Origin of the sequence: Acidovorax soli (genome assembly GCF_014207955.1) — a bacterium.
GTDB classification, from domain to species: Bacteria; Pseudomonadota; Gammaproteobacteria; order Burkholderiales; family Burkholderiaceae_C; genus Acidovorax; species Acidovorax soli_A.
In genome coordinates this window covers 101,062-126,961 of the sequence record NZ_JACHLK010000008.1, presented here as the reverse complement: position 1 = coordinate 126,961, position 25,900 = coordinate 101,062, and the positions used below count along the sequence as shown (strand labels likewise).

Here is a 25,900-nt window from a genome sequence, read left to right as displayed (position 1 = left end):
ATCTAATTGATAGCAATCTGGCGCCACAGGTAGCTGCCGGCAATGCCGGCAAACACCGTCGCGCCCAGCCAGTGGTTGACGCGGAAGGCCTTGAAACAGCCCTCGCGCGTGCGGCCGCGGATCAGCGTCCAGTGCCACACACCCTGGGCCAGTGCGGCGGCCGTGGCCAGCCAGTACAGCGGGCCCAGACCGTAGGGCGCGAGCGCCACGCCCCAGATACCCAGGAACAGCAGGTAGAACAGCACGATGGCCGCCACGTCGAAGCGGCCCAGCGTGATGGCCGAGGTCTTGATGCCGATCTTGAGGTCGTCGTCGCGGTCGACCATGGCGTACTCGGTGTCGTAGGCCAGCACCCAGAACATATTGCCCAGCCACATCCACCAGGCCACGGCCGGCACCTGGCCCTGCACGGCCGCAAAGGCGATGACGATGCCGAAATTGAAAGCGATGCCCAGCACGGCCTGCGGCATCGAGATGATGCGCTTGGAGAACGGGTAGGCAATGGCCACCAGCACGGCCGGTACCGACCAGGCGATGGCCGCCGCATTGGTGGTGAGCACCAGGCCAAAGGACACCAGGGCCAGCACGGCGCCCAGGGCCAGAGCTTCCTTGACGGAGACGGCCCCGGAGGTCACGGGGCGCGCCGCGGTGCGCTTGACATGGCGGTCGAAGTCGCGGTCCGCCACGTCGTTGACGCAGCAGCCCGCGCTGCGCATGAAGAAGGTGCCCAGCACGAACACGGCCAGCAGGTGCCATCCCGGAAAGCCGTCCGCCGCAATCCACAGCGCGCTCAGCGTGGGCCACAGGCAGACCAGCCAGCCGGCGGGCCGGTCCCAGCGGATCAGGTCGAGATAGAGGGAAAAGCGGCTGCGCGGAAGTGCGGACATGGCGGAAGAAGGGACGAATGCGGTGGGCCTGTGCGCACGGAATGTAGCAGCCGCGCGGGCAGGCCCGCCCATCCCGCATGCAGGACATGTCCTACACCGGCAGTTTGTATAAAACCGTTACATTGACCGGTTGCCCCTTTGTCCGGAATCACCACCGCATGCCCCAATCACCGAGTTCCCAGGCCGCCCAGCGCTTTGCCATCCCCCGCAGCCTGATGCTCGGTTTCGTGGTGGCAGCGCTGGCCACCCTGGTCATTGCCTTTGTCAACTACCGGGCTTCGGAGGTGCGTGGCGACGCCGTGGTGGCCATGGACCGCACCTCCCAGGGCATGCGCCAGTTGTCGCTGGTGCATTCGGCCCTCAAGGACATGGAGACCGGGCAACGCGGCTACCTGCTGACCGGGGACCCCTCCTACCTGCAGCCCTACCTGCTGGCCCAAAGCGTGTTCGAGCGGCAGCTCACCGCCCTCAAGGACACCACCGAAAGCCAACCCAGCCTGCGGCGGCTGGTGGTCCAGATCGAGGACCTGGCGCGGCAGAAGATGCGCGAGCTCAGCGAGACGGTGGAACTGCGCAAGGCGGGCAGCACGGAAGCCGCCATGGCGCTGGTGCGCACCGATGCGGGCAAGAACATCATGGACCGGGTGCGCGATCTGGCGTCGGACCTCGCAGGCCTGCAGACGCAGCAACTCGAAGAGCGCCGCCGCCTGTGGGAAGAGGCCACCCTGGCGTCGACCTACTACTCCTGGGGCGGCTCCCTGGTGCTGCTGGCGCTGATCTGCATGTCGGCCACGCTGACGGCGCGCGAATACCGCCTGAAGGCACGCCAGAACTGGCTGGAGACCGGCCTGAGCGGCCTGGCGCAGAAGCTCCAGGGCGACCGCCGCGTGGAGGACATCGGCGAGGTGGCCCTCGAATACCTGGCCACCTACCTCAACGCCAAGGTGGGCGCGGCCTATGCCGCCGACGAGCATGGCGGCGGCTTCACGCTGTTCGGTGGCTACGCCCTGCCGCGCGAACGCCTGGCGCAGAAGCTGATCGACGGCGAGGGGCTGGTGGGCCAGTGCGCGCGGTCGCGCGAGCTGCTGCACGTGCGCGGGGCACCGACCGAGCACCTGATGGTGTCCTCGGGCACCGGTGCCTCCGCCCCGGCCGAGCTGCTGGTGGCGCCGGCCATCGAGAACGGACGCGTGCACGCCGTCATCGAACTGGGTTTCTACCGCGCGGTGGACCCGTTCGAGCACCGCCTGTTCCGGGAGGCCTCGGAGCTGCTGGCCGTGGCCATCCGGGCGGGCCAGGACCGCAGCCGGCTCGAAGCCCTGCTCGAGGAAACCCAACGCCAGTCCGAGGAACTGCAGGCCCAGCAGGAGGAGCTGCGCGTCAACAACGAGGAGCTGGAGCAGCAAAGCCGCATCCTGCAGGAATCGCAGGCGCAGATGGAACTGCAGCAGACCGAGCTGGAGCAGACCAATGCCCAGCTCGAAGAGCAGACCCAGCAGCTGGAGAACCAGCGCGAGGAGCTGCTGGCCGCCCAGACCGACCTGACCGAGAAGGCGCGCGAGATCGAGCAGACCAGCCAGTACAAGAGCGAGTTCCTGGCCAACATGAGCCACGAATTGCGCACCCCGCTGAACTCCACGCTGATCCTGGCCAAGCTGCTGGCCGACAACAAGGCCGGCAACCTCACGGCCGAGCAGGTGAAGTACGCGCAGACCATCTCCTCGGCCGGCAACGACCTGCTGGCGCTGATCAACGACATCCTGGACCTGTCCAAGATCGAGGCCGGCCAGGCCACCATCGACATCGAAACGGTGGACATCGCCCGTGCCATGCAGGCCCTGGTCGATCCGCTGCGCCCCATCGCCGAGGAAAAAGGGCTGACCCTGGCCCTCACCATGGACCCGGGCGTGCCGGCCACCATGGACACGGACGCCCTGCGCCTGGGCCAGGTGATCAAGAACCTGCTGTCCAACGCCGTGAAGTTCACCGAGCGGGGCAGCGTGGCGCTGCATGTCTCGCCCCTGCCCGGGGACCGGCTGGCCTTCGCGGTGCGTGACACCGGCATCGGCATCCCTGAGCACCAGCAGGAACTGATCTTCGAGGCCTTCCGCCAGGCCGACGGCAGCACCCACCGCAAGTACGGCGGCACGGGTCTGGGACTGTCGATCTCGCGCGACCTCGCGCACCTGCTGGGCGGCAGCATCGCCATCCGCAGCACGCCCGGCGAGGGCAGTGAATTCACGCTCACGGTGCCGCGCCACGCTCAACCGCTGGATGCCCCCTCCACCGGCATGGCACTGCAGGCCCCCCAGAACCACGCCAGCCCACCCGCCCCTGAACCTGCGGCCACCGCAGCGGCGCCAGCACCTGCTGCGCCGGCCATCCTGCCCGTGGCGATGGCACGCCCCAAGGGGGAACGCAACATCCTCGTGATCGAGGACGACGTGCGCTTTGCCCACATCCTGCGCGATCTGGCCCAGGAGATGGATTTCCACTGCCTCCTCGCCCACTCGGCCAGCGAGGGCCTGGCAGCGGCCACTCTGCACCAGCCCAGCGCCATCGTGCTGGACGTGAACCTGCCCGACTTCTCGGGCCTGGGGGTGCTGGACCAGCTCAAGCGCAACCCGGCCACGCGCCACATTCCCGTGCACGTGGTCTCGGTGGCCGACTACTCGCAGGAGGCCATGGGCCGTGGCGCCATCGGCTATGCGCTCAAGCCCGTCAAGCGTGAGGAGCTGGTGCAGGCGCTGCAGCGCCTGGAGGCCAAGTTCACCCAGGGCATGCGCCGCGTGCTCGTGGTCGAGGACGATGAGCGCCAGCGCGAGAGCGTGCGCGCCCTGCTGGCCACGGACGGCGTGGACATCGTGTGCGTGGAAAACGCCAAGGCGGCGCTGGACTACCTGCGCAGCAGCACCTTCGACTGCATGGTGATGGACGTGAACCTGCCCGACCTGAGCGGCTACGAGCTGCTGCAGTCCATGTCGGAGCAGGAGGAGGTGTCCTTCCCGCCCGTCATCGTCTACACCGGCCGCGCGCTCACGCGCGACGAGGAGCAGCAGCTGCGCCGCTTCTCCAAGTCCATCATCATCAAGGACGCGCGCTCGCCCGAGCGCCTGCTCGACGAGGTCACGCTGTTCCTGCACCAGGTGGAGTCCGAGCTGTCGGTGGAGCGCCGCCAGATGCTGCAGGTGGCACGCAGCCGCGACGCGGCCTTCGAGGGCCGCACGGTGCTGGTGGTGGAGGACGATGTGCGCAACGTGTTCGCGCTCTCCAGCATCCTGGAGCCCACGGGGATTGCCGTGCAGATCGCGCGCAACGGGCGCGAGGCGCTGGAGCACCTGGAGCGCTCGGGCAGCACGGGCCCGGCCGTCGACCTGGTGCTGATGGACATCATGATGCCGGAGATGGATGGCTACACGGCCATGCGCGAGATCCGCAAGCAGCCCGCCTGGCGCAGGCTGCCCATCATCGCGCTCACGGCCAAGGCCATGAAGGACGACCAGGAGAAGTGCCTGGCCGCCGGCGCCAACGACTACATCGCCAAGCCGCTGGACGTGGAGAAGCTGCTCTCGCTGGTGCGGGTGTGGATGCCCAAGTGAGCAGCACGCCGGAGCCCCGATTGCAGCACCCCAGGACGGCCCGCATCGGCGACATCGAGCAGCGCCTGCTGCTCGATGCGATCTACTACCGTTACCACTACGACTTTCGCGGCTATGCGCAGGCCTCGCTCAAGCGGCGGCTGCAGACGGCGCTGTCGCGCTTTGGCTGCCAGACGCTGTCGCAGCTGCAGGACAAGGTGCTGCACGATGCCAGCGTGTTCCCGCCATTGCTGGAGTATCTGACGGTGCAGGTCAGCGAGATGTTCCGCGACCCGCGCTACTTCAAGGCGCTGCGCGAGCAGGTGATCCCCATCCTGCGCACCTACCCCTCTCTCAAGGTCTGGGTGGCCGGCTGCAGCACGGGCGAAGAGGTGTATTCGCTGGCCATCCTGCTGCACGAGGAGGGCCTGCTCGAGCGCACCATCCTCTACGCCACCGACATCAACCAGCAGGCCCTGCAGGCGGCCGAAGCCGGCGTGTTCGACCTCGCGCGCGTGGCCTCCTTCACCGAGAACCATGTGCGCTCGGGCGGCAAGACCTCGCTGTCGGACTACTATTCCGCCGCCTACGGCCGCGTGGTGTTCGACCGTGCGCTGCGCAAGCAGGTGGTTTTCTCCGACCACAGCCTGGCCACCGACACGGTGTTCGCCGAGGTGCACCTGGTGTCCTGCCGCAATGTGCTGATCTATTTCGAGCGCGAACTGCAGAACCGGGCGCTCGGCCTGTTCAGGGAAGCGCTGTGCCACCGCGGCTTCCTGGGCCTGGGCTCCAAGGAATCGATGCGCTTCACCGAGCAGGCCCCGGCCTTCGACGACTTCGTGCTCGAAGACCGCATCTACCGCAAGAAGGTGGGCGCATGACGGGCCCGGCTCCATTGCACGCGCTCGGGCCGCGCGCCTTCGACGCCATCGTGATCGGCGGCTCGGCGGGCGCCATCGACGCCATCGCCACCATCCTGCCGGCCCTGCAGGCGCAGGCCCAGGTGGCGGTGCTGGTCACGCTGCACCTGCCACGCGAGGCCCCCAGCCTGCTGCCCGAGATCTTTCGCCCGCGCTGTGCCCTGCGCACAGCGGAGGCCCAGGACAAGGAGCCCATCGAGGCCGGCACGGTGTACTTCGCACCGCCGGACTACCACCTGCTGGTGGACGCCGGGCCCCGGCTGGCACTCTCGGTGGATGAGCCCGTGCATTTCTCGCGCCCGTCCATCGACGTGCTGTTCGAATCGGCCGCGGACCTCTATGGAGAACGTTTGATGGGTATGCTTCTGTCCGGTGCCAACCAGGATGGCGCCCGCGGCCTGGCCGCCATCGGTGCGGCGGGAGGCCTCACCATCGTGCAGGCCCCGGGGAGTGCATCCATGTCCGCCATGCCCCAGTCCGCGCTGGACCTGATGGCCCCCCACCACACCCTCGCCCCTTCGGAGATCGCCTCCCTGCTGGCCGAGTTGCAAATGCGGAGAATCCTGTGAGCCTCACCCCCCTCCAACCCCAGCCAGCCCCCGCCGAGCGCATCAAGTGCCTGGTGGTGGATGACGTGCCGGAAAACCTCGTGGCGGTGGAGGCCTTGCTGCACAGCGACAGCATCGAGGTGCTCAAGGCCCAGTCGGGCCCCGAGGCGCTGGAGCTGCTGCTCTCGCACGGCGACGTGGCCCTGGCCCTGCTGGACGTGCAGATGCCCGAGATGAACGGCTTCGAGCTGGCCGAGCTGATCCGCGGCAGCGAGCGCACGCGCCACATCCCGCTGATCTTCATGACGGCAGGCTCGCGCGACCAGAACTGGCAGTTCCGCGGCTACGAGACCGGGGCCGTGGATTTCCTGTACAAGCCCATCGATCCGCAGGTGCTGACGTCCAAGGCAGGGGTGTTCTTCGAGCTGTTCCGCCAGAAGCGCTCACTGGCGCGCGAGCTGCGCGAGCGCACCGAGGCGCTGCGCATCAACGAGATGTTCATGGCCGTGCTCAGCCACGACCTGCGCACGCCGCTGATGTCCATCGGTGCGGCGGCCACGGCCCTGCAGCGCCAGCCCCTGCCCGCCGACAAGGCCCAGGCCCTGGCCGGCCGCGTGCTCAGCAGCAGCCAGCGCATGGGCCGCATGATCGAGGACCTGCTGGACGTGACACGCATCCGCCAGGGTGGCGGGCTGGCGATGCGCATGGCCCCCGTGGACCTGGGGGCCGTGCTGCAGCGCTCACTGCAGGAGATACGCGCGGGTTTTCCCAACCACGTGATCAGCACCAGCGACCAGGGGGACCTCGCCGGCATGGGGGACGAAGAGCGGCTGTGCCAGCTGGCCATCAACCTCATCGGCAACGCGGTGCACCATGGCGATCCCGCGGTGGCGATCGAGGTCGCGCTCGATGGCACGGATCCGCACGCCCTGGCCCTGACCGTGACCAACGGCGGCACCATTCCGGCGGCGCTGCTGCCGCACTTGTTCAGCCCCTTCCGCGGGCGGGAGCAGGCCCCGGGGCGCCACCAGGGCCTGGGGCTGGGCCTGTTCATCGTGCAGCAGATCGTGCGCTCGCATGGGGGCCGGATCGACGTACAGTCCGAAGATGGCAGCACGCGGTTTCACGTGGTCCTGCCGCGCCGCCACCCGACCGCAGCCTGATCGCCCGGGGCGCACGCAAGGGGTGCGGTTGCGCGCTCAGCGCCCGGCGTGCGCAGCCGCGTCGAGCGTGGCCTGCGCCTGGACCAGCAAGGCCTCCAGGTCTTCGAGCTCGAAAGGCTTCATCAGCGTGCGCACGTTGGGGCCCCAGCCCGCGGGGTGGGTGCCCAGGTCATAACCGCTGCACAGCACCACCCAGCGCCCGGGGTCGGCGGCCAGCACCTGGCGGGCCAGGTCCGTGCCCGACAGGCCGGGCAGGCTCACATCGGTGACCAGCAGGTCGAAGCGGCCATCGCGCTCCAGTTCGAGCGCCTCCTCGGCGGTGGCGCAGGTCACGACCATGCGCCCCTCCCCCTCCATCAGCATGCCGATGGTCTCGCGCAGTTCGGGGTTGTCCTCCACATAAAGGATTCGCATAGGAGTGGTGTCGTCGTGTTCTGGAAAGCGGAACGTGGCGCAAGGAGAAAGGAATCGCCAGCCCGGATCATTCCGGAAAGCCCGGGCATCGCCTGTAGGACGGGAGGCCAATGCGGTCGGCCACGGGAAAAAATGGGGCGCCTACAAAAAAACGGGGCCTTGCGGCCCCGTTTGCTTTTTTCACTCCTCGAGCAGCGAGCGCAGCATCCAGGCCGTCTGCTCGTGCACCGTGAGGCGCTGGGTCAGCAGGTCGGCCGTGGGCTCGTCGCTGGCCTTGTCGGCCAGGGGGAACAGGCCACGTGCGGTGCGTGCCACGGCTTCATGGCCTTCGACCAGCACGCGCACCATGTCCAGCGCCTTGGGGGGCTTGCTGGGCGCATCGGCCACGGTGGCCAGCTTGCCGAAGTCGGCGTACGAGCCGGGCGCCACATGGCCCAGCGAGCGGATGCGCTCGGCGATCGGGTCCACGGCGTTCCACAGCTCGGTGTACTGCGCCATGAACATGGTGTGCAGGGTGTTGAACATCGGCCCCGTCACGTTCCAGTGGAAATTGTGCGTGGTCAGGTACAGGGTGTAGGTGTCTGCCAGCAGGCGCGACAGGCCCTGGGCGATGGCAGCGCGGTCCTTCTCGCTGATGCCGATGTTGATGCTGGGGGCGGTGGACTTGGCGGCTTTGGCCATGGAGGCTCCTTCGTTGGAAACAAGCGATGGACCGGCCCCCCGGAGCCGGCTCACACCGGACCAGGGGGCTGGGGCTCGCGCCCAATGTAGCGCAAGCCCGGATCCCGTTACTGCATCTTGTCCAAATTGCCGATGCGCACCAGCATCTCCGTGAACATCTGCATGTCGGCATCCAGGTCGACCACTTCCTTGTACTCCTTGGCGTTGTGCGCCGTGTACTTCTTGCCCGGCATGGCGGGGCCGAAGTTGATGGCGTTGGGCATGAGCTTGGCGGTGGTGCTGCCGGCGGTGGGCACGGGCTTGGCTTCGAGGCCCGTGGTGTCACCGAAGGTGTTGAGCAGCGTGGACAGCCAGGCGCCCTTGGGGTCGCGCGCCATCCAGTTGCCCTGCTGGTGGTCGATGATCACCGGGACGGACGCCTGGGCCGCCCAGTCGTTGATCTTGACCTTGCTGGCGTGCACCAGGGCCTCCGGGGTGGTGCCGCGCGGCATGCGCACGTTCACCAGCACGTCGACCATGTCGTCCTTCACACGCACCAGGTTGGGCGACATGGTCAGCGGGCCCATGAAGTCGTCGCTGTAGGCCATGCCGATGGTACGGCCCAGGTAATCGGTGCCATACAGTTCGGCGATGTAGCGCACGGCGCTGGCGTAGCCGGTGGGCGCATAGGACACGCCGGACTCACGCAGGAACAGCGCCAGGCGCGGCAGCGGGTTCACACCCTCCTCGGGGCGCGAGCCGTGGGCGGAGACACCGGTCACCTTGATCAGCACGCCGCTCGCATCCTGCGTCACGTCGATGCCGAAGGCGCCACCCTGGGGCGTGTACTTGGCGATGAAGGCTGCCTTGGCGGCGTTCAGGCGCGCGACGGCAGCGGCCAGGTCACCGCCTTGCAGGCGCAGCGTCGCGGTCTGCGGCACGGCGTTGGTGGACGCCGCGCCCGTCATGGCGGTGATGGCGGTGTAGCCGGCCGGCGCGTCCTGCAGCGGGAACGAGGCGCGCAGCGCACCCGAGCCCTTCTCGGCCACCACGGCGGGGTACTTGCTGTCGAGCACGATGTTGTACTCGGGCAGCTCGGTCTTGGTGCGGTAGTACTTCATGGCGTCGCCCCCGGTCTCTTCGGTGGTTTCGATCATGAGGCGGATGGTGCGCGACAGCGGCAGGCCGCTTTCCTTGACGGCCTTCATCGCGTACAGCACGGTGGCGATGGAGCCCTTGTCGTCGATGGAGCCGCGGCCGTACAGGTTGCCACCCACGCGCGTGAGCTTGAAGGGGTCCAGGCGCGTGCCGTCGTCCAGCACCCATTCGTCGGCCACAACGGGCACCACGTCGGCGTGCGTGAGGATGCCGAATTCTTCCTTGCCCGTGCCCGGTAGCTTCACTTCGAAGATGCGGTTGTCCACGTTGCGGTATTCCAGGCCGAATTCCTTGGCCATGCCTTCGACCAGGGTGCCGAAGGCGATGATGGCCTTGTCCTCGTGCGGCGGCACCTTGTCGTTGCGGAAAGTGGGGATGGCGACCATGCGCGCGGTGGCGTCGATCACCGCCGCCTGGTTGCGCAGGCGGTTGTACAGGCCCAGCAGGCGGCTGATGTTGACCAGGTCGTCGCCAGCCAGCGGGGCCTTGGCCTTGTAGGCCGCAACACTGGCCTGCAGCAGCGGGTTCTCCCGCGCGGCCTGCGCCAGGAACTCGTTGAAGCTGCCCTGGGCGGCGGCGGGCAAGGCGGCCACCAGACGGTCCATCTGGGCCTTCTTGATCGTAGCGGCCTGCGGCGCGTCGGTCGTCGTCACGCTGGAGCAGGCTGCCAGGCCCACGGCAAGGCCAGCGGCCATCAAAATCTTCTTCATCTCAGTAGCTTTCCTAGGGAATGGGGGAGCGCGGGACCGGTGCGGGCGGCATGTGGCGCCAACCCGCAGCGCCGGAGCCCCTGTAGGGGCGCGCCGGCGGGCAATCTGCCGAAAGCCGCAGGGCCCTGCGCGGCGAAAGTGTATCGCCGCCGGCCCCCTGCGCGCCAGGGCGCCTGCAGCAAAGCTTGTCAGGAAAGGCGGGTAACGCCCGGCAGCTCGCAGGCGTAGATCGCGTTGCGCAGCGCGGCAATCGCCTCGTAGCGCGTGAAACTGCGGCGCCAGGCCAGCACCACGCGGCGCATGGGCGGCGGGCTGCCATCGTCCTCGCGGATGGGGACGTAGCGGATGTAGTTCTCATCGCTCTTGCGCCGGCGCGACACCGTGAGCAGCGCATCGCGCGGCACCGACAGGCGCGGCACCAGGGTCACGCCCATGCCGGCGGCCACCATGTGCTTGATGGTTTCCAGCGACGAGCCCTCGAAGGACTTGCGGATGCCCTCGGCATTGCTGGCGAAGCGCGCGAATTCAGGGCAGACCTCGAGCACATGGTCGCGAAAGCAGTGGCCGGCCCCCAGCAGCAGCATGGTCTCGCTCTTGAGTTCGGCGGCGGAGATGGATTTTTGCGTTCCCAGCGGGTGGTTGGCCGGCAGGGCGGCCATGAAGGGCTCGTCGTACAGCGGTGCCATGGCCAGGCCCGTGTCGGGAAACGGCTCGGCCAGGATGGCGCAATCGATTTCACCGGTGCGCAGCATCTCCAGCAGCTTGACGGTGAAGTTCTCCTGCAGCATCAACGGCATCTGCGGGGTGCGCGCGATCGAATGGCGCACCAGGTCGGGCAGCAGGTAGGGGCCGATGGTGTAGATCACGCCCAGGGTCAGCGGCCCGGCCAGCGGGTCCTTGCCACGCTTGGCGATCTCCTTGATGGCGGCGGCCTGCTCCAGCACGCTTTGCGCCTGGCGCACGATCTCCTCGCCCAGCGGGGTGACGGTGACCTCGCCGGCGCTGCGCTCGAAAAGCTTCACATCGAGCTCTTCCTCGAGCTTCTTGATGGCCACCGACAGCGTGGGCTGGGACACATAGCAGGCGTCGGCCGCATGGCCAAAGTGCTTTTCGCGCGCCACGGCAACGATGTATTTGAGTTCGGTGAGGGTCATGGAGATTCCAGACGGATGGTACGCGCATTGTGCAGCGCCAGGCGCCGGACCACCCAATAGGCAATGCAACCCCGGTGCACGACCAGGGCGATGAGCAGCGCCAGGGCGATGCCGCACACCAGGGGCAAGGGGTCGAAGAAGCTGCTGGCAGCCTGCGGCTCCTCGAAGATCTCGGAGGCCAGCGACTGCAGCACCACGAGCAGCAACAGGGCCCAGACTCCGGCAAGCGCCAGGTGGGGCGTGAGCCGCGGCAGGCCGAGCCCCCACAGTCGCGGCTGCAGCAGCCAGGCCAGCAGCAGGTGCGCGGCCAACACCACGGGGGCCAGCAACAGACCCGCCCACCAGAAGGTGTCCACGCCGGACAGGTACAGCTGCGCCACGTTCCAGTGACGCAGGTAGGGCAGCGCCGCTGCCATGGCGCACACCGTCATCCACATGGTGAGCAAGATGGCCAGACCGGCCAGGGTCCCGAGCAGGCCTGCCCAGTCCGTGCGCGCCATCCAGCGAATGGGTACGCCCGCCGAACGCGCGCATTCCACGGCTGCCGCCTGGAGACGCGCCCGCCCATCGGGCGAGCCGGCCACCCAGGCGTCCATGGGAATGGCATGTGACTCGTTCGATCCTGCGCGGTGCAGGCGCAGCCCCATTGGATCGACGGAGATCGCGCGCAGCCAGCGCCAATGGGAGCGGACTTCATGCAACACACCGCTGCCATCGGGCATCGCGGAACCGTATTTCAGATCCTGGGCACTGAAATCCCACCACACCGAGGCACCAGCAAAGGCATAGCGGCGGGTATTGGACTGCACCAGGGACGGATAGGTCTGGGAAGAAAGATGCGCCAGCGTGTGCAGGAGCACCAGCAACACGACCGCGTTCAACAGGAAGCCGCCGATGCCACCCACCCACAGGGAAGGGATGCCCCACGGGGAAAACAGCCCGGCGACGAGCAGCGCCATGAACAGCGGCAGGACAAAGCGCCGCACCGCGTGTTCGTCCTGGTACGCCAAGCACACGGCGGTCTGCAGGTAGTTCTGGTCGCGCACCCAGCGCGCCACCACCGGGGCGGCTACCGGTTCCACAGGGACAGGGGACGTCATCTCATGCTTTCAGGTAGTCGGATTTCCCGCCCAGCCAGCGCATCACGTGGCGCTCGGCCAGGGCGGCGTGGCGGTCCAGCATCGCCGGTGCCAGCTCGCGCGCCCATTCGAGCAGGTGGGTGTCGGTGGCCAGGTCGGCAAAGCGCAGCAGGGCATCACCCGACTGCCGGGCCCCGAGGAATTCGCCCGGCCCGCGGATCTCCAGGTCGCGCCGGGCGATCTCGAAGCCGTCGTTGGTCTCGGCCATGGCGCGCAGACGCTCCTTGGCGGTCTCGCCCACCCGGCCGCTCTCGTTGGTGGAATACAGCAGCACGCAGGCCGACGCCGCCGCACCGCGCCCCACGCGCCCGCGCAGCTGGTGCAGCTGCGACAGGCCGAAGCGCTCGGCATGCTCGATGACCATGAGCGAGGCGTTGGGCACGTCCACCCCCACCTCGATCACCGTGGTGCTCACCAGCACCCCCATCTGCCCGCTGGAAAAAAGCGCCATCACGGCCTTCTTCTCGGCCGCCGGCATGCGCGAATGCAGCAGGCCGACCATGACACCGGGCAGGGCCTCGCTCAGGTCGGCATGGGTGGCGGTGGCATTGCTCAGGTCCAGCGCCTCGCTCTCCTCGATCAGCGGACAGACCCAATAGACCTGCCGACCGTCTGCCACCTGGGCGCCGATGCGAGCGATCACTTCGTCCTTGCGGCTGTCGGCGATGAGCTTGGTGACGATGGGCGTGCGCCCAGGGGGCAGCTCATCGATGACCGAGACATCGAGATCGGCGTAGTAGCTCATGGCCAGGGTGCGCGGGATCGGCGTGGCACTCATCATCAGCATGTGGGGCTCCATCCCCTGGGCGGCGAGCTTTTGCCGCAAGGACAAGCGTTGCGCCACGCCGAAGCGGTGCTGCTCGTCGATGATGGCCAGCGCCAGGTTCTTGAAGCGCACCTGCTCCTGGATCACGGCATGCGTGCCCACCACCAGGGCGGCCTCGCCGCTTTCGACCAGGGCCAGCATGGCGGTGCGGTCCTTTTTCTTCTGCCCGCCCACCAGCCAGGCCACCCGGCGGCCGTGCGCGGCCAGCAGCGGCTCCAGCCAGCCGATCATCTTGGCGAAGTGCTGCTCGGCCAGGATTTCGGTGGGTGCCATCAGCGCGCACTGCCAGCCGGCGTCCATGGCGATGGTGGCCGCCAGCGCAGCCACCACGGTCTTGCCCGAGCCCACATCGCCCTGCAGCAGGCGGTGCATGGGCACCCGGCGGGCCAGGTCCTGGGCGATTTCGAGCCCCACGCGCCGCTGGGCGGCGGTCAGATCGAAGGGCAGCACGGCCATGAGCTGCTCGTGCAGGGGCAGCACGCCGCCCTCCGGCTTGCGCGGGCGCAGCACTGGGGCGCGCAGGCGGTCGCGCTCGCGGCGCGACTGCTGCTGCGACAGTTGCTGGGCCAGCAGTTCCTCGGCCTTCAGGCGCTGCCAGGCGGGATGGCTGTGGTCCTCCAGCGTGGACAGCGAGACATCGGGCGTGGGATGGTGCAGGAACTGCAGCGCTTCGCGCAGGTTGAATGCACGGTAGCTGCCGCCGTCGCGCCGGAACACCGCGTAGGGCGGCTCGGTGCCCGGGGGCAGGGTTTCCGACAGATCTACCCGCTGGAGCGCGCCGACGACCGCCTTGCGCAGGTAGGGCTGCGGCAGGCCTGCGGTGGTGGGGTAAACGGGCGTGAGGGCGGCGGGCAGCTCGCCGCCGGCCTGGCGGAAGGCCGGGTGCAGCATCTGCCGCCCCCAGAAGCCCCCCTTGACCTCACCGCGGATGCGCAGGCGCGCCCCCACGGCCAGGGTTTTCTGGTGCGAGGGGTAGAAACTGAAAAAGCGCAGTTCGCAGGAGCCTGACGCGTCCTCGACCTGCACCAGCAACTGGCGGCGCGGGCGCAACTGCACCTCGCTGGCGGTCACGGTGGCCTCGATCTGCACCATCTGGCCATCGCGTGCGCTGGACAAGGGTGTGATGCGGGTTTCATCCTCGTAGCGCAGCGGCAGGTGCAGGGCCAGATCGATGTCGCGCACGAGGCCCAGCTTGTGCAGTGCCTTTTGCGCAACGCTGGCGGTGGAGGCTGCCCTAGGAGCGGCGGGCGTGGTGTTCAAGGGTTATCCGAAAAGACGAAGGATTCATGGGCCAAAAAGGCTAACATGGTTACCGTTTCTTACCTGGTTTCGGCAGCCCCGGCGATCTGGACAGTTTCCATGCTCAAACGCATCAGCATTCAGCATCTCACGTTGGGGATGTACCTGCACGATTTTTGCGGCTCGTGGATGGACCACCCCTTCTGGCGGGCCAAGTTCGTCCTGAAGGAGCCCAAGGACTTGGCGCGCATCAAGAGCACGTCCATCGAGGAAGTGTGGATCGACACCTCCAAGGGCCTGGACGTGGCGGCCGGCGTGCGCTCCGTCTCGCGCGAGGAGGCGGACATCCAGGTCGAGACGGATTTCAGCCTGCTGGAGAACCTGCCGCCCCTGGTGGTGGATCCCCCGCCGCCGCCAGCCCCGGCCCGGCGCCAGTCCCGCGGCAAGGCCCCGGCCAGCATGCACAACGAACTGCTGGCCGCCGCCACGATCTGCGGAGAAGCCAAGCAGGCCATGGTCTCCATGTTCCGCGAGGCGCGCATGGGCAAGGCCGTGAACCCGGAGAATGCGCGCGGCCTGGTGGAGGAGATTTCCGACTCCGTCACGCGCAACCCGGGCGCGCTGATCAGCCTGGCCCGGCTCAAAACGGCCGACGACTACACCTACATGCATTCGGTGGCCGTCTGCGCCCTCATGGTGGCGCTGGCCAAGCAGATCAACCTCAATGAAGAGCACACGCGCAGCGCCGGCATGGCGGGATTGCTGCACGACCTGGGCAAGGCGGCCATTCCCCTGGCCGTGCTCAACAAGCCGGGCAAGCTCACCGACGCCGAATTCGCCGTGGTCCAGAGCCACCCGGCCCAAGGCTATGACATGCTCAAGGAAGGCGGGGCCGTGGAGGACGCGGTGCTCGACGCCTGCCGCCACCACCACGAGAAGATGGACGGCTCGGGCTATCCTGACAAGCTCAAGGGCGACCAGATCAGCCTGATCGCGCGCATGACGGCCATCTGCGACGTCTACGACGCCATCACCTCCGACCGCCCCTACAAGTCGGGCTGGGACCCGGCCGAGTCGCTGCGCCGCATGGCTGAGTGGACCAAGGGGCATTTCGATCCGCGCCTGTTCCAGGCTTTCGTCAAGAGCATCGGCATCTACCCGGTGGGCTCGCTGGTGCGGCTGACCTCCGGGCGCATCGGCGTGGTGACCGAGCAGGGAGCGCAGTCGCTGACCTCGCCCAAGGTCAAGGTCTTTTTCTCGACCAAGTCGGGCATGCGCATCCCGCCCGACATGGTGGATCTGGCCGTTCCGGGCACCACGGAGAAAATCGTGGCGCGCGAGGACCCCGAGAAATGGAAGTTTCCGGACCTCAACGAACTGTGGTCCGGATTTTCGGGGCAGGCCTGGTAGGCGCCAGGGAACGGCCCCAGGGCGTGGGAAAATAACGCCCCTGTTTGTTTCCACCTTGGTACGGGCCCGTCCGGCCCTCAAGCACATGACCGTTCCCAGCACGCCCGCGGCCCCGCGCCATTTCACGCTCAGCGACTTCGATTTCTCGCTGCCCCCCGAACTCATTGCCCAGCACCCCGCCGCGGAACGCAGCGCCTCGCGCCTGCTGGACGGTCGCGCCGCCGAGCCGGTGGACCGCATCTTCCACGAACTGCCCGGCCTGCTGCAGCCCGGTGACCTGCTGGTGTTCAACGACACCCGCGTGGTCAAGGCGCGCATCTTTGGCGAAAAGGCCAGCGGCGGCAAGCTGGAGCTGCTGATCGAGCGCGTGCTGCTGGGCAACGAGGTCGTGGCCCACATGAAGGTCAGCAAGAAGCCCCTGCCCGGTGCCGTGGTGCACATGGCGGGCGGCCTGCACGGTGGAGGCTTCAACGCCACGCTGCTCTCGCGCTGGCCGGGCGAGGACGGCCCGCTGTTCCGCTTCGCGCTCGAAGGGCCGGCCGGCGAGACCCCGCACGAGCTGATGGAGCGCCATGGCCACCTGCCGCTGCCGCCCTACATCGAGCGCCAGCAGAACGCCGACCACGACCCCGATGCGGCCGAGGACGCCCAGCGCTACCAGACCGTGTTCGCACGCGCACCCGGTGCCGTGGCGGCCCCGACGGCGGCCCTGCACTTCGACGAAGGTGTGCTGGCCGCCCTGGCCGCGCGTGGCGTGGAGCGCGCGAGCGTCACCCTGCACGTGGGTGCCGGCACCTTCCAGCCCGTGAAGACCGAGAACCTGGCCGAGCACCAGATGCACAGCGAGTGGTACGAGGTGCCGCTGGCCACGCTGGCGGCGCTGGAGCGCTGCCGCCAGCGCGGCGGGCGCGTGGTGGCTGTGGGCACGACCACCGTGCGCACCCTCGAGTCCTGGGCACGCAGCGGCCAGGCCTCGGGCGACACCAACATCTTCATCACGCCGGGCTTTTCCTTCCAGGTGGTGGACCTGCTGCTCACCAACTTCCACCTGCCCAAGAGCACGCTGATGATGCTGGTGAGCGCCTTCGCGGGCTACGAGCGCATCCGCGCCATCTACCGCCACGCCATCGCGCAGCAGTACCGCTTCTTCAGCTACGGCGACTCGATGCTGCTGGAACGCGAACGTACGCCGCTCAGCAATTCGTGACCGCTGCGATGCGGGGCGCGGCGCCCACCTCGGGCAGCCGGTTGGCCGACGGCAGGCGCACGCAGTAGACGCCCGCCTCGCTCTCCACCCGGGTCACCCGGCCCGTGGCGTGGTTCTGCCACTCCTGCTCGGACATGGTGCCCAGGGCCCGTGGCGCCGGGCTTGCCGCCAGCGCGGCGGCCGCTGGCGTGCCGTGGCGGCGCTGCCATTCCCGCTCCTGGCGTGCGGCACGGGCCACTTCCTCCGGGCTCCAGCGCACGGCGGGCGCCTCGCGGGCATCCGAGGCGGCGGGCAAGGGAGCGGGAAGGGCCACCATGCCGGGCCCTGTGCCTTCGGGCAGCGCCAGCACAACGGGCGGGGACGCACTGCGGACTTCGCGAGCAGGGCCTGAGAGCGGCTTGGCCCCTGGCGCTTCTGCCCGGGCCACCGGCGCCTCGACCGGCGGGGCGGATGGTGGCGCAGTGATCCAGAGGACTTGCATAGATTGCCGGGGCTGTGGCACGGGTGGGCGCCCGGCCCGTTCCGGTGCGACCAGCCACCACAGCGCCGCGCCATGCAGCAGCAGCGAAGCCGCCACGGCACTGCCCAGGCGCCAGCGGCCCGGGCGAAGGCGCTCAGGACGTGGCCGCGTCGCCATCATCGGCAGCACCGCCCTCCTGCTCCACCCAGACCAGCAGGTCACCGGGCTGGCATTGCAGGTAGTCGCAGATGGCGGCCAGGGTCTCGAAGCGCACGCCCTTGACCTTGCCGCTCTTGAGCAGCGAGAGATTGGCCTCGGTGATGCCGACATGCGCCGCCAGGTCGCGCGACTTCACCTTGCGGCGCACCAGCATCTCATCGAGCGTGACGACGATGGGCATGGCGGCCACCTTTCCGGCGCATGCCCTGGAATTTGAAACGGCACGGAGCCCCTGCGCACTCAGACAAACGCATGCGACTCCTCTTGCAGGCGCTGGCCCTCGGCCATCACATGGGCCAGCAGCAGCATCATCAGGCCCACAATGAGCACGCTCATCTCGAACGAACCCACCGACAGCGCCACCTGCCCGCCGCGCTGGCCCGAGGCCAGCCAGGACAGCAGCGCGGTCACCGCCGCGCCATGCACCAGCGAGGCCACGCACATCGCGATGAAGCCCCAGCCCACGCCGCGAAAGCCGCGCACCACAGCGGGGCCGAAGACCTCGCCGCGCAGGAAGGCGCTGCAGATGCGGTGCAGACACCACACGGTGAACAGCATGGCCGCCGTGGGCAGGCACTCGATGGCCAGCCCGAGCAGGCGCCAGGTCGCGTCGATCTGCACCGGCGCACCGATGCCGACCTGCAGTGCCTGCGCGGGCAGCAGCATCTGCGCCAGGCCGCCCGGCTCGCCCCGCCCCAGCAGCAGCCAGCGCGCCACGGAAAAGCACACGCCCGCCAAGGCGCACAACAGGGTCAGCGCGTGCAGGCCACGCGACAGGCGCCGGAACGCCGGGCTCTGGATGGATGCCATGGTGCTTGCCTCATGTTTTCTGTAAAACAATAATAATATTCTGCCATACAGAAATCAGCAAAGGCAAGCGCCGGCCCTGGCACGGGCCGGCACGGGACGGACCGGTCAGAAAGCGACCGCGTGCCCGTCCTTGCGTGGGTCGGAGCCGGCGACATAGCTCTCGCCCTGGCGCAGCACCAGTTGGGCGCCGCCGAAGGCAAAGACGCCATTGCCCTCTTCCACCGAGACTTCATGGCCGCGCGCACGCAGGGCCGCGACCACGGCGGGGTCGAAGGCCGGCTCCACCGCCACGCCCTTGCCGCCCGTCACGCGCCAGCGCGGTGCGTCGGCTGCGGCCTGGGGGTTCTGGCCGTAGCGCAGCACGCGCAAGGCCATCTGCAGGTGGCCCTGGGACTGCATGGGCCCCCCCATCACGCCGAAGGCCATTTGCGGCGTGCCGTCGGCATGCATGGCAAAGGCCGGGATGATGGTGTGCGAGGGGCGCTTGCGCGGCGCCACCTCGTTGGCGTGGCCGGGCGCCAGGGTGAAGCCGTGGCCGCGGTTCTGCAGGCTGATGCCGGTGTCCGGCACGACCACGCCCGAACCGAAGCCCATGTAGTTGGACTGGATGAACGAGACCATCATGCCCGAGGCATCGGCCGCAGCCAGGTACACCGTGCCGCCGGGGCGCGGCGCTCCGTGGCCAGGGTCGCCAGCCTGTTCGGCATCGATCAGCGCGGCGCGCTGGCGCAGGTAGTCGGCATCGAGCAGGTCGCGCGGCGTCACCTTCTGCATGGCATCGATGTCGGCGTTGTACTCATGCAAGTCGGCCAGCGCGAGCTTCATGGCCTCGATGCTGGCGTGCACCGTGTCCACATGGTCCAGAGGCTGGCCACCGATGCCACGGGATTCGAGCATGCCCAGCGCCATCAGCGCGGCGATGCCCTGGCCGTTGGGCGGGATCTCGTGGACCACCGAGTCACCGAAGCGCTGGCTCACCGTGCCCACCCAGTCGGCCTGGTGCGATGCGAGATCGTCCTCGGTCATGGCGCCGCCGTGGGCGCGGGCGTGCGCCACCATCTGGCGTGCGAGTTCACCACGGTAGAAGGCTTCACCCTCGGTCTGGGCGATCAGCTCCAGCGTGCGCGCATGGGCCTCGCTGCGGAAGATCTCGCCGGCCCGTGGCGCGCGGCCGCCGGGCATGAAGCATTCGGCAAAGCCTGGTTGGGCGCCGAGCTTGGCGGCACCCAGAGCCCACAGGCGGGCAATGGTGGGCGAAACGGGGAAGCCGTTGCGTGCGTAATCGATCGCGGGTTCGGCCAGTTTCGCAAAGGGCAGCTTGCCCATGCGCTTGGACAGTGCCACCCAGGCCGAGACGGCGCCAGGCACGGTGACAGCGTTCCAGCCCGTCTCGGGCAGGCCGCCGCGCTCGGCGAAGTAGGCCGGGTTCCAGGCGGCGGGCGAACGGCCCGAGGCATTGAGGCCATGCAGTTCCTTGCCGTCCCAGACGATGGCAAAGCCATCGCTGCCGATGCCGCAGCCCGTGGGCTCGACCACGGTGAGCGCCATGGCCGCGGCGATGGCCGCGTCCACGGCATTGCCACCAGCCAGCAGCATGCGCAGGCCGGCCTGCGCGGCCAGGGGCTGCGAGGTGGAGACCACATTGCGGCCCATCACCGCGCTGCGGTTCGATGCGTAGGGAAGGGCCCAGTCCAGGCCCATGGTCGGTGCAGTCATCGGATAGCTCACTCCAGGGAGATTTTGTGCTGGCGGATCACGGTGGCCCAGCGGGCACTGTCGGCCTGCACCATGGCCGCGAACTTGGCAGGCGTGCCGGGTGCGGCGGGCTCCACGCCAAGCTTGGCCAGGCCTTCGACTACTTCGGACGATTGCATGGCCTTGGCGAAGGCCTTGTGCACGCGGTCCACCAGCTCCGGCTTGGCGCCGGCAGGCAGGTAGACACCGAACCAGGTCACCGAGGAATAGCCGGGCAGGCCCGATTCGGCCATGGTGGGCAGCTCGGGCGCGAGCGAGCTGCGCTTTTCGCTGGTCACGGCCAGGGCACGCAGGCGGCCGTTCTTGACGTGCGGCATGCCCGTGGGCAGGGAGTCGAACAGCACATGCGTCTGCCCGGCCACGAGGTCGGGGATGGCCAGGGCCGTGCCCTTGTAGGGCACATGCGTCATCTCCACACCCGCCTGGGCGCTGAAGGCGGCGGCGTTCAGGTGCACGATGGTGCCGTTGCCGCTGGTGGCGTAGTTGAGCTTGCCGGGGTTGGCCTTGGCGTAGGTGATGAGTTCGCCCACGGTTTTCACGGGCAGGGAGTTGGTGACCAGCAGCACGCTGGGTGCGTCGGCCAGGTGGGCGACGGGCGTGAAGTCCTTGCGCGCGTCGTAGGCCAGGCGCGGCATCAGGTGGGGCGAGATGGCGTGCGTGCTGCTGGTGGTCAGCAGCAGGGTGTAGCCGTCGGGCTGCGCCTTGGCGGCCTCGGCCGAGCCGATGGTGCCACCCGCGCCGGGGCGGTTGTCCACCACCATCTGCTGGCCCAGGTCCTGGGCCACGCGCTGCGCGACCACGCGGGCCACGAGGTCGGTGGCGCCACTGGCGGGGAAAGGAACGATCATGCGCACCGGCCGGTCGGGCCACTGGGCCTGGGCGTGCGCGCCCACCGACCATGCCGCAAACCATGCCAGGCCCAACAGGCCACGGCGCAGGGACGAAAGACGCATACAAAGCACTCCAGAAAGGAAAGGGGACACCGCCAAAACAGGCTTCATCTTAGGAATGTGGCAGTCGTATGACCACCACCAAATCAGCAAATGGCTTTGCCGTAACAGCAAAGCGCTTCGGTTTTTGAGATGATTGGCGGCAAACCGACCTTACAGCCCCTCCCATGCGCGCCCAGCTCCTGCAAGACACCGCCCTGCGCTACTTCCTCGAAGTGGCGCAGAGTGGCTCGCTGACCGAGGCCTCGGCGCGGTTGCACGTGGCCGCCTCGGCCTTGAGCCGGCAGATCGCGGGATTGGAGTCGCAGTTGGGCATACCGCTGTTCGAGCGGCATCCGCGCGGCATGGTGCTCACGGCGGCCGGCGAGATCCTGGCCACGCATGCACGGCGCACCGTGCTCGATGCCGAACGCGCCCTGGGCGAGATCGGCGCACTGCAGGGCCTGCGCGCGGGCCAGGTGCGGCTGGCCACCTCGGATGCCTTCGCCAACGAGCTGGTGCCGCGGCTGTGCGTGGAGTTCCAGCGCACGCATGCAGGCATCCAGTTCGAGGTGCAGTCCCTGCCCACGGCCCAGGTGCCCGATGCGGTGCGCAGCGGAACCGCCGACATCGGCCTGTGCTTCAGCCGTGCGCCGCACAAGGACATCGAGGTGGCCTACCGCCAGACCGCGCCGGTGCTGGCCCTCGTGCCGCCGGGCCACCCCCTGGCCGATGCCGCAAGCGTGACCCTGGCCCGCATGGGCCAGTACCCGCTGGCCCTGCCCCCGCCCGAGACCACCATCCGCCAGATGGTCGACATCGTCTGCAGCCGCCAGGGGCTGCAGCTCACGCCGGTGCTGGTGAGCAACCATGCCAAGACCATGCTCAACTTCGTGGCGAACGGAGGGGGGCTGTCGGTGTCCAGCGAAATCGCGGCGCGCCACCTGGTGGCCGCAGGGGCCATCGTGGCCCTGCCCATCAGCGACCAGGGCATGGACCTGCGCGACCTGGAGCTGCAGACACTGGCGGGCCGCAGTCTGCCGGTGGCGGCGCAGGCTTTTCTGGACCTGCTCAAGGAACGGCTGCCGGGGCGCTGGTAGCGCCCCCTTGCAAGGCCACCCTCCTGCGGTCGGTCAGAACCGCTCGGCGCACAGTGCCTGCCATTGCAGGATCTCGATCTCGCCCCGCTGCACGCGCAGAATGCCCCGGGCCTGCAGGCCCTGCAGCAGCTGGTTGACCGTCTGGCGCGAGATCGACAGCATCAGCGCCAGTTGCTCCTGTGTGACCTGCAGGCGGGGCTGGGCCGGCGCGTCGGCCACGCGCTCACCATAGCCGCGCGCCATGGCCACGATGCGGCGCGCCAGCCGCTGGGGCGCCGGCAGCAGGGCCAGGTCCTCGAGCGCGGCAAAGGCGGCGCGCATGCGCCCCGACATCAGCACACCCAGGTCATGCCAGTGGGCGGGGTGCCCGTGCAGCCACTCCAGCAGCGGCGGGCGCGGCACCTGCAGCACCACACACGGCTCCACCGCATGGGCATCGTGGGTGCGGGGCGACCCATCGAACAGCGCGATTTCGCCGAACCAGGTGCCGGGCCCCATGAGGGTGAGCAGCGCCTCGCGCGCGTGCTCGCTCTGCCCGCCCACGCCGGAAAAGCCGATGGCGCCTTCCACCACGGCGAACAGCCCGCCTTCCAGCGCATCGCCACGCAGAAACAGCGCTTCGCCGCTTTCCAGCCGGCGCGGGTGGGCCAACGCCACCAGTTGGTCTGCGAAGGCCGGCGCCAGCGCGCTGAACCAGCGGCCCTCGCGCAAAGCAGGCAGGTAGGCGGCGGCAGAGGGGGACAGATCCATGGCGGAGGGGCAGCGGGCTAAAAATCGGTGTCGGCTGGCCGACAGACGCCCGCAGACCGGCTGCGTATTTTCCCCTCTCCCGCCATCCTCTGGAGACACCATCGCATGCGCACTGCCCCCCATTCCACCGCCCCAGGCACCCGCCTGCTGTCCACGCTGGCCAGCGCTGCCCTGCTGGCCGCCTGCACCACCGCCCCCGTGCCGGAAGCCGCCCCCGGTGCATCCGCGGCCCGGCAAGCCACCACCGCCACGCGAGCGGCCCAGCAGGCCGCATTGGCACGGCTGCCACGCAACGACGCGCAGGCGATGGAAGACGCTCGGCGCGGGCTGATTGCGTCGGCCGACGCCTTGACCGTGCGCAATGCCCAGGGCCGCCCCATCTGGGCCATGCAGGACTACGCCTTCCTCGCGCAGGAGACCGCACCGGACACGGTGCATCCGGCCCTGTGGCGCCAGGCCCAGCGCAACCGCGTGAGCGGCCTGTTCCAGGTGACCGAGCGGCTGTACCAGGTGCGGGGCCTGGACCTGTCGAACATGAGCATCCTGGAGGGCGATACCGGCCTGATCGTGGTGGACCCGCTGATGTACACCGAGACCGCGCAGGCCGCCATGGCGCTGTACTACCAGCACCGGCCACGCAAGCCGGTGGTCGCGGTGGTGTACTCGCACAGCCATGTGGACCACTTCGGCGGCGTGCGCGGTGTGGTGCGCCAGGAGGACGTGGATGCCGGGCGCGTGCAGGTCATCGCCCCCGCAGGCTTCATGGCCGAGGCCGTGGGCGAGAACGTGATCGCCGGCCATGCCATGGGCCGGCGCGCGCTCTACCAGTTCGGCATGCTGCTGCCGCGCAACGCGCAAGGCCAGGTGGATGCCGGGCTGGGCAAGGCGGGCGCACCCGGCACGCTGGGCCTGATTGCGCCCACGCGGCTGATCGACAAGCCCCATGAGACCCTGCACATCGACGGCATCGACATCGAGTTCACGCTCACCCCCCATGCCGAGGCCCCAGCCGAGATGGTCATGTACTACCCGCAGCTCAAGGTGCTGAACATGGCCGAGCTGGCGGTGCATACCCAGCACAACCTGCTGCCCATGCGCGGTGCCCAGGTGCGCGATGCGCTGGGCTGGTCCAGGCACCTGAACATGGCCCTGCACCGTTATGGCAGCCAGGCCGAGATCCTGATCGCACAGCACCACTGGCCCGTGTGGGGCCAGGCGCGGCTGCGCGGATCACTGGCGCGCCAGCGCGACACCTACAAGTACCTGCACGACCAGACGGTGCGCTGGATGAACCACGGCTACGTGGGCTCCGAGATCGCCGAGATGCTGCAGTTGCCCGACTCCCTGGCCGAAGACGGTGCCACCCACGCGTTCTACGGCCACCTCAAGCACAACGTGCGCGCCGTGTACCAGCACTACCTGGGCTACTACGAAGGCAACCCGGCACAGCTCGAAGCGCTGCCGCCCGCGGCCGCGGCAAAGAAGACGGTGGAGTACATGGGCGGGCCCGAGGCCGTGCTGCGCCGTGCCCAGGCCGACTATGTGCGCGGAGACTACCGCTGGGTGGCGCAGGTCGCCTCGCAACTGGTGTTTGCCGAGCCGACAAACCAGGCCGCGCGCCAGCTGGCCGCCAACGCCTATGAGCAACTGGGCTACCAGATGGAATCGGCCACGGCGCGCAACGCCTTCCTGCAGGGGGCGGCGGAACTGCGCCAGGGCGTGCCGCAACTGCCCCGCCCGGGCGCCGCATCGCGCGACCTGGTGCGCAACCTGCCCTTAGAGATGTTTTTCAACTACCTCGCCGTGCGCCTGGACGCCGACAAGGCCCGGGGCCAGCACATCGTGCTCAACTGGATCTTCACGGACACCGGCGAGCAGGTGGCCCTGAACCTGGAGAACAGCGCCCTTACCCAATCGCCCGGCCTGGCGCCTGGCGCCAATGCCACGGTGCGGCTGGGCCGCGCCACACTGGACGCCATCGCCGGCCAGCAGACCACCCTGCCTGAGGCCATGCGCTCAGGCCAGCTGAAGATCGAGGGCGACGCCGGCAAGGTGGCGGCCCTCATGGGCATGCTGGACCGCTTCGAGAGCGTGTTCCCCATCGTGGAACCACGCCCGGAACGCGCTGCCGCCTCCGGCCGGCCGGCGGCGCCTCAATAGCCGTGCTGGGCGCGGAAGTCCCGCGCCTTGCCGAAGTGCCCATTGCCGATGAAAGGCACGGGCGGGCGCAGGGCCGACAGCGGCGAGGGGTGGTTGGAGGTGAGCACCAGGTGCCCGCGGTCGGCCGGGATCCAGGCGCGCTTGGACTGGGCATGCGAGCCCCAGAGCATGAACACCACCGGGCGCTCGCCCTCGGCCACATGGCGGATCACGGCGTCGGTCAGCTCCTCCCAGCCCTTGCCGGAGTGGCTCGCGGCCTGGCCCTCTTCGACCGTGAGGCCGGTGTTGAGCAACAGCACGCCGTTCTTGGCCCATTTGACCAGGCTGCCGCCGGGCTCGGGCCAGGCGGGGAAGGCGGTGCCCAGGTCGCGCTGCATCTCCTTGAAGATGTTGCGCAGCGAGGGCGGCAGCTGCACGCCGGGTGCGACGGAAAAGGCCAGCCCCTCGGCCTGGCCGCGGCCGTGGTAGGGGTCCTGGCCGAGGATGACCACGCGCACCTGCTCGGGCGGGGTCAGTTCCAGCGCGCGCAGCGGCTTGGGCGGAAAGATGGCGGCGCCCGCATCCAGGCGCGTCTGCAGGTAGGCCCGCAGTGCCTGGCCGCGGGCACCGGCGAAGAAGGCATCGACCAGCGGTTGCCAGCCGGCGGCCACGGGCCAGTCGGCCGGATCGGCGCTTTGCAGTTGGGTGGCGTCGGTCATGGGCAG

General features: G+C 68.8%; 22 protein-coding genes. 8 read left to right on the top strand and 14 right to left on the bottom strand.

Annotation, left to right across the window (positions count from 1 at the left end; genetic code table 11):
* Window positions 1-2: 2 nt before the first annotated feature.
* Window positions 3-887, bottom strand: a complete 885-nt coding sequence (gene ubiA / locus HNP48_RS19875) for a 4-hydroxybenzoate octaprenyltransferase (protein ID WP_184860235.1) — start codon at window positions 885-887, stop codon at window positions 3-5.
* Between the two features lie 158 nt (window positions 888-1,045).
* Here ubiA and HNP48_RS19870 point away from each other — a divergent pair, with 158 nt between their 5' ends.
* From HNP48_RS19870 to HNP48_RS19855, 4 genes are read left to right on the top strand one after another with little or no spacing between them, the layout of a single operon-like run.
* Window positions 1,046-4,486: a response regulator gene (locus HNP48_RS19870; protein WP_184860233.1), complete on the top strand. Its 3,441-nt coding sequence runs from the start codon at window positions 1,046-1,048 to the stop codon at window positions 4,484-4,486.
* Window positions 4,483-5,346, top strand: coding sequence for a CheR family methyltransferase (locus HNP48_RS19865; RefSeq protein WP_409362571.1), 864 nt, complete (start codon window positions 4,483-4,485; stop codon window positions 5,344-5,346). The genes HNP48_RS19870 and HNP48_RS19865 overlap by 4 nt, the downstream gene beginning before the upstream one ends.
* Window positions 5,343-5,954 (top strand): chemotaxis protein CheB, encoded by a 612-nt coding sequence (locus tag HNP48_RS19860; RefSeq protein WP_184860231.1) that lies wholly within the window; start codon window positions 5,343-5,345, stop codon window positions 5,952-5,954. Before HNP48_RS19865 ends, HNP48_RS19860 begins: the two co-directional genes overlap by 4 nt.
* Window positions 5,951-7,096 carry a hybrid sensor histidine kinase/response regulator gene (locus HNP48_RS19855; protein WP_184860229.1) on the top strand — a complete coding sequence of 382 codons (1,146 nt, stop codon included), beginning with the start codon at window positions 5,951-5,953 and terminating at the stop codon, window positions 7,094-7,096. The genes HNP48_RS19860 and HNP48_RS19855 overlap by 4 nt, the downstream gene beginning before the upstream one ends.
* A gap of 36 nt (window positions 7,097-7,132) precedes the next feature.
* Here the strand turns inward: HNP48_RS19855 and HNP48_RS19850 are convergent, their stop codons facing one another.
* The 6 genes from HNP48_RS19850 to recG all read right to left on the bottom strand — a co-directional run bounded on the left by HNP48_RS19850 (window position 7,133) and on the right by recG (window position 14,417).
* Window positions 7,133-7,510, bottom strand: coding sequence for a response regulator (locus HNP48_RS19850; protein ID WP_184860227.1), 378 nt, complete (start codon window positions 7,508-7,510; stop codon window positions 7,133-7,135).
* Between the two features lie 180 nt (window positions 7,511-7,690).
* Window positions 7,691-8,191 carry a Dps family protein gene (locus HNP48_RS19845; RefSeq protein WP_184860225.1) on the bottom strand — a complete coding sequence of 167 codons (501 nt, stop codon included), beginning with the start codon at window positions 8,189-8,191 and terminating at the stop codon, window positions 7,691-7,693.
* A gap of 107 nt (window positions 8,192-8,298) precedes the next feature.
* Window positions 8,299-10,038 (bottom strand): dipeptidase, encoded by a 1,740-nt coding sequence (locus HNP48_RS19840; protein ID WP_184860223.1) that lies wholly within the window; start codon window positions 10,036-10,038, stop codon window positions 8,299-8,301.
* Window positions 10,039-10,226: 188 nt separating this feature from the next.
* Window positions 10,227-11,192, bottom strand: a complete 966-nt coding sequence (locus tag HNP48_RS19835; RefSeq protein ID WP_184860221.1) for a LysR substrate-binding domain-containing protein — start codon at window positions 11,190-11,192, stop codon at window positions 10,227-10,229.
* On the bottom strand, window positions 11,189-12,238 hold the full coding sequence (locus HNP48_RS19830; protein ID WP_184860219.1) for a hypothetical protein: 1,050 nt from the start codon (window positions 12,236-12,238) through the stop codon (window positions 11,189-11,191). The genes HNP48_RS19835 and HNP48_RS19830 overlap by 4 nt, the downstream gene beginning before the upstream one ends.
* Before the next feature lie 55 nt (window positions 12,239-12,293).
* Window positions 12,294-14,417: an ATP-dependent DNA helicase RecG gene (gene recG, locus HNP48_RS19825; protein WP_184860217.1), complete on the bottom strand. Its 2,124-nt coding sequence runs from the start codon at window positions 14,415-14,417 to the stop codon at window positions 12,294-12,296.
* A gap of 99 nt (window positions 14,418-14,516) precedes the next feature.
* Between recG and HNP48_RS19820 the strand changes: the two genes are divergently transcribed.
* Both HNP48_RS19820 and queA read left to right on the top strand, forming a co-directional pair.
* The gene (locus tag HNP48_RS19820) at window positions 14,517-15,806 is read left to right on the top strand and encodes an HD-GYP domain-containing protein (protein WP_184860215.1); all 1,290 of its coding nucleotides are present in this window, start codon (window positions 14,517-14,519) and stop codon (window positions 15,804-15,806) included.
* A gap of 85 nt (window positions 15,807-15,891) precedes the next feature.
* A complete protein-coding gene (gene queA, locus HNP48_RS19815; RefSeq protein WP_184860213.1) occupies window positions 15,892-17,013 on the top strand; it encodes a tRNA preQ1(34) S-adenosylmethionine ribosyltransferase-isomerase QueA in 1,122 nt (373 codons plus the stop codon).
* Here the strand turns inward: queA and HNP48_RS19810 are convergent.
* The 5 genes from HNP48_RS19810 to HNP48_RS19790 all read right to left on the bottom strand — a co-directional run bounded on the left by HNP48_RS19810 (window position 17,000) and on the right by HNP48_RS19790 (window position 21,210).
* Window positions 17,000-17,329, bottom strand: a complete 330-nt coding sequence (locus HNP48_RS19810) for a hypothetical protein (protein ID WP_184860211.1) — start codon at window positions 17,327-17,329, stop codon at window positions 17,000-17,002. The two genes, queA and HNP48_RS19810, sit on opposite strands and share 14 nt — an antisense overlap.
* 298 nt (window positions 17,330-17,627) lie before the next feature.
* Window positions 17,628-17,873, bottom strand: coding sequence for a helix-turn-helix transcriptional regulator (locus tag HNP48_RS19805; RefSeq protein ID WP_184860209.1), 246 nt, complete (start codon window positions 17,871-17,873; stop codon window positions 17,628-17,630).
* Between the two features lie 59 nt (window positions 17,874-17,932).
* On the bottom strand, window positions 17,933-18,502 hold the full coding sequence (locus HNP48_RS19800; protein ID WP_184860207.1) for a DUF2975 domain-containing protein: 570 nt from the start codon (window positions 18,500-18,502) through the stop codon (window positions 17,933-17,935).
* A gap of 105 nt (window positions 18,503-18,607) precedes the next feature.
* Entirely contained in the window at window positions 18,608-20,218 is a 1,611-nt protein-coding gene (locus tag HNP48_RS19795) for a gamma-glutamyltransferase family protein (RefSeq protein WP_184860205.1), read from the bottom strand.
* Window positions 20,219-20,226: 8 nt separating this feature from the next.
* Window positions 20,227-21,210, bottom strand: a complete 984-nt coding sequence (locus tag HNP48_RS19790) for a tripartite tricarboxylate transporter substrate binding protein (RefSeq protein ID WP_184860203.1) — start codon at window positions 21,208-21,210, stop codon at window positions 20,227-20,229.
* 164 nt (window positions 21,211-21,374) lie between these two features.
* On the opposite strand from HNP48_RS19790, the gene HNP48_RS19785 reads away from it, so the two are divergent.
* Window positions 21,375-22,286, top strand: a complete 912-nt coding sequence (locus HNP48_RS19785; RefSeq protein WP_184860202.1) for a LysR family transcriptional regulator — start codon at window positions 21,375-21,377, stop codon at window positions 22,284-22,286.
* A 33-nt stretch (window positions 22,287-22,319) separates the two neighbouring features.
* Here HNP48_RS19785 and HNP48_RS19780 read toward each other — a convergent pair whose 3' ends face one another.
* Complete coding sequence (locus HNP48_RS19780) at window positions 22,320-23,036, bottom strand: Crp/Fnr family transcriptional regulator (protein ID WP_184860200.1); 717 nt, start codon at window positions 23,034-23,036, stop codon at window positions 22,320-22,322.
* 105 nt (window positions 23,037-23,141) lie between these two features.
* On the opposite strand from HNP48_RS19780, the gene HNP48_RS19775 reads away from it, so the two are divergent.
* Window positions 23,142-25,196, top strand: coding sequence for an alkyl/aryl-sulfatase (locus HNP48_RS19775; protein WP_184860198.1), 2,055 nt, complete (start codon window positions 23,142-23,144; stop codon window positions 25,194-25,196).
* Here the strand turns inward: HNP48_RS19775 and HNP48_RS19770 are convergent.
* Window positions 25,190-25,894, bottom strand: coding sequence for a uracil-DNA glycosylase (locus tag HNP48_RS19770; RefSeq protein WP_184860195.1), 705 nt, complete (start codon window positions 25,892-25,894; stop codon window positions 25,190-25,192). The genes HNP48_RS19775 and HNP48_RS19770 overlap by 7 nt on opposite strands.
* Window positions 25,895-25,900: the final 6 nt, after the last annotated feature.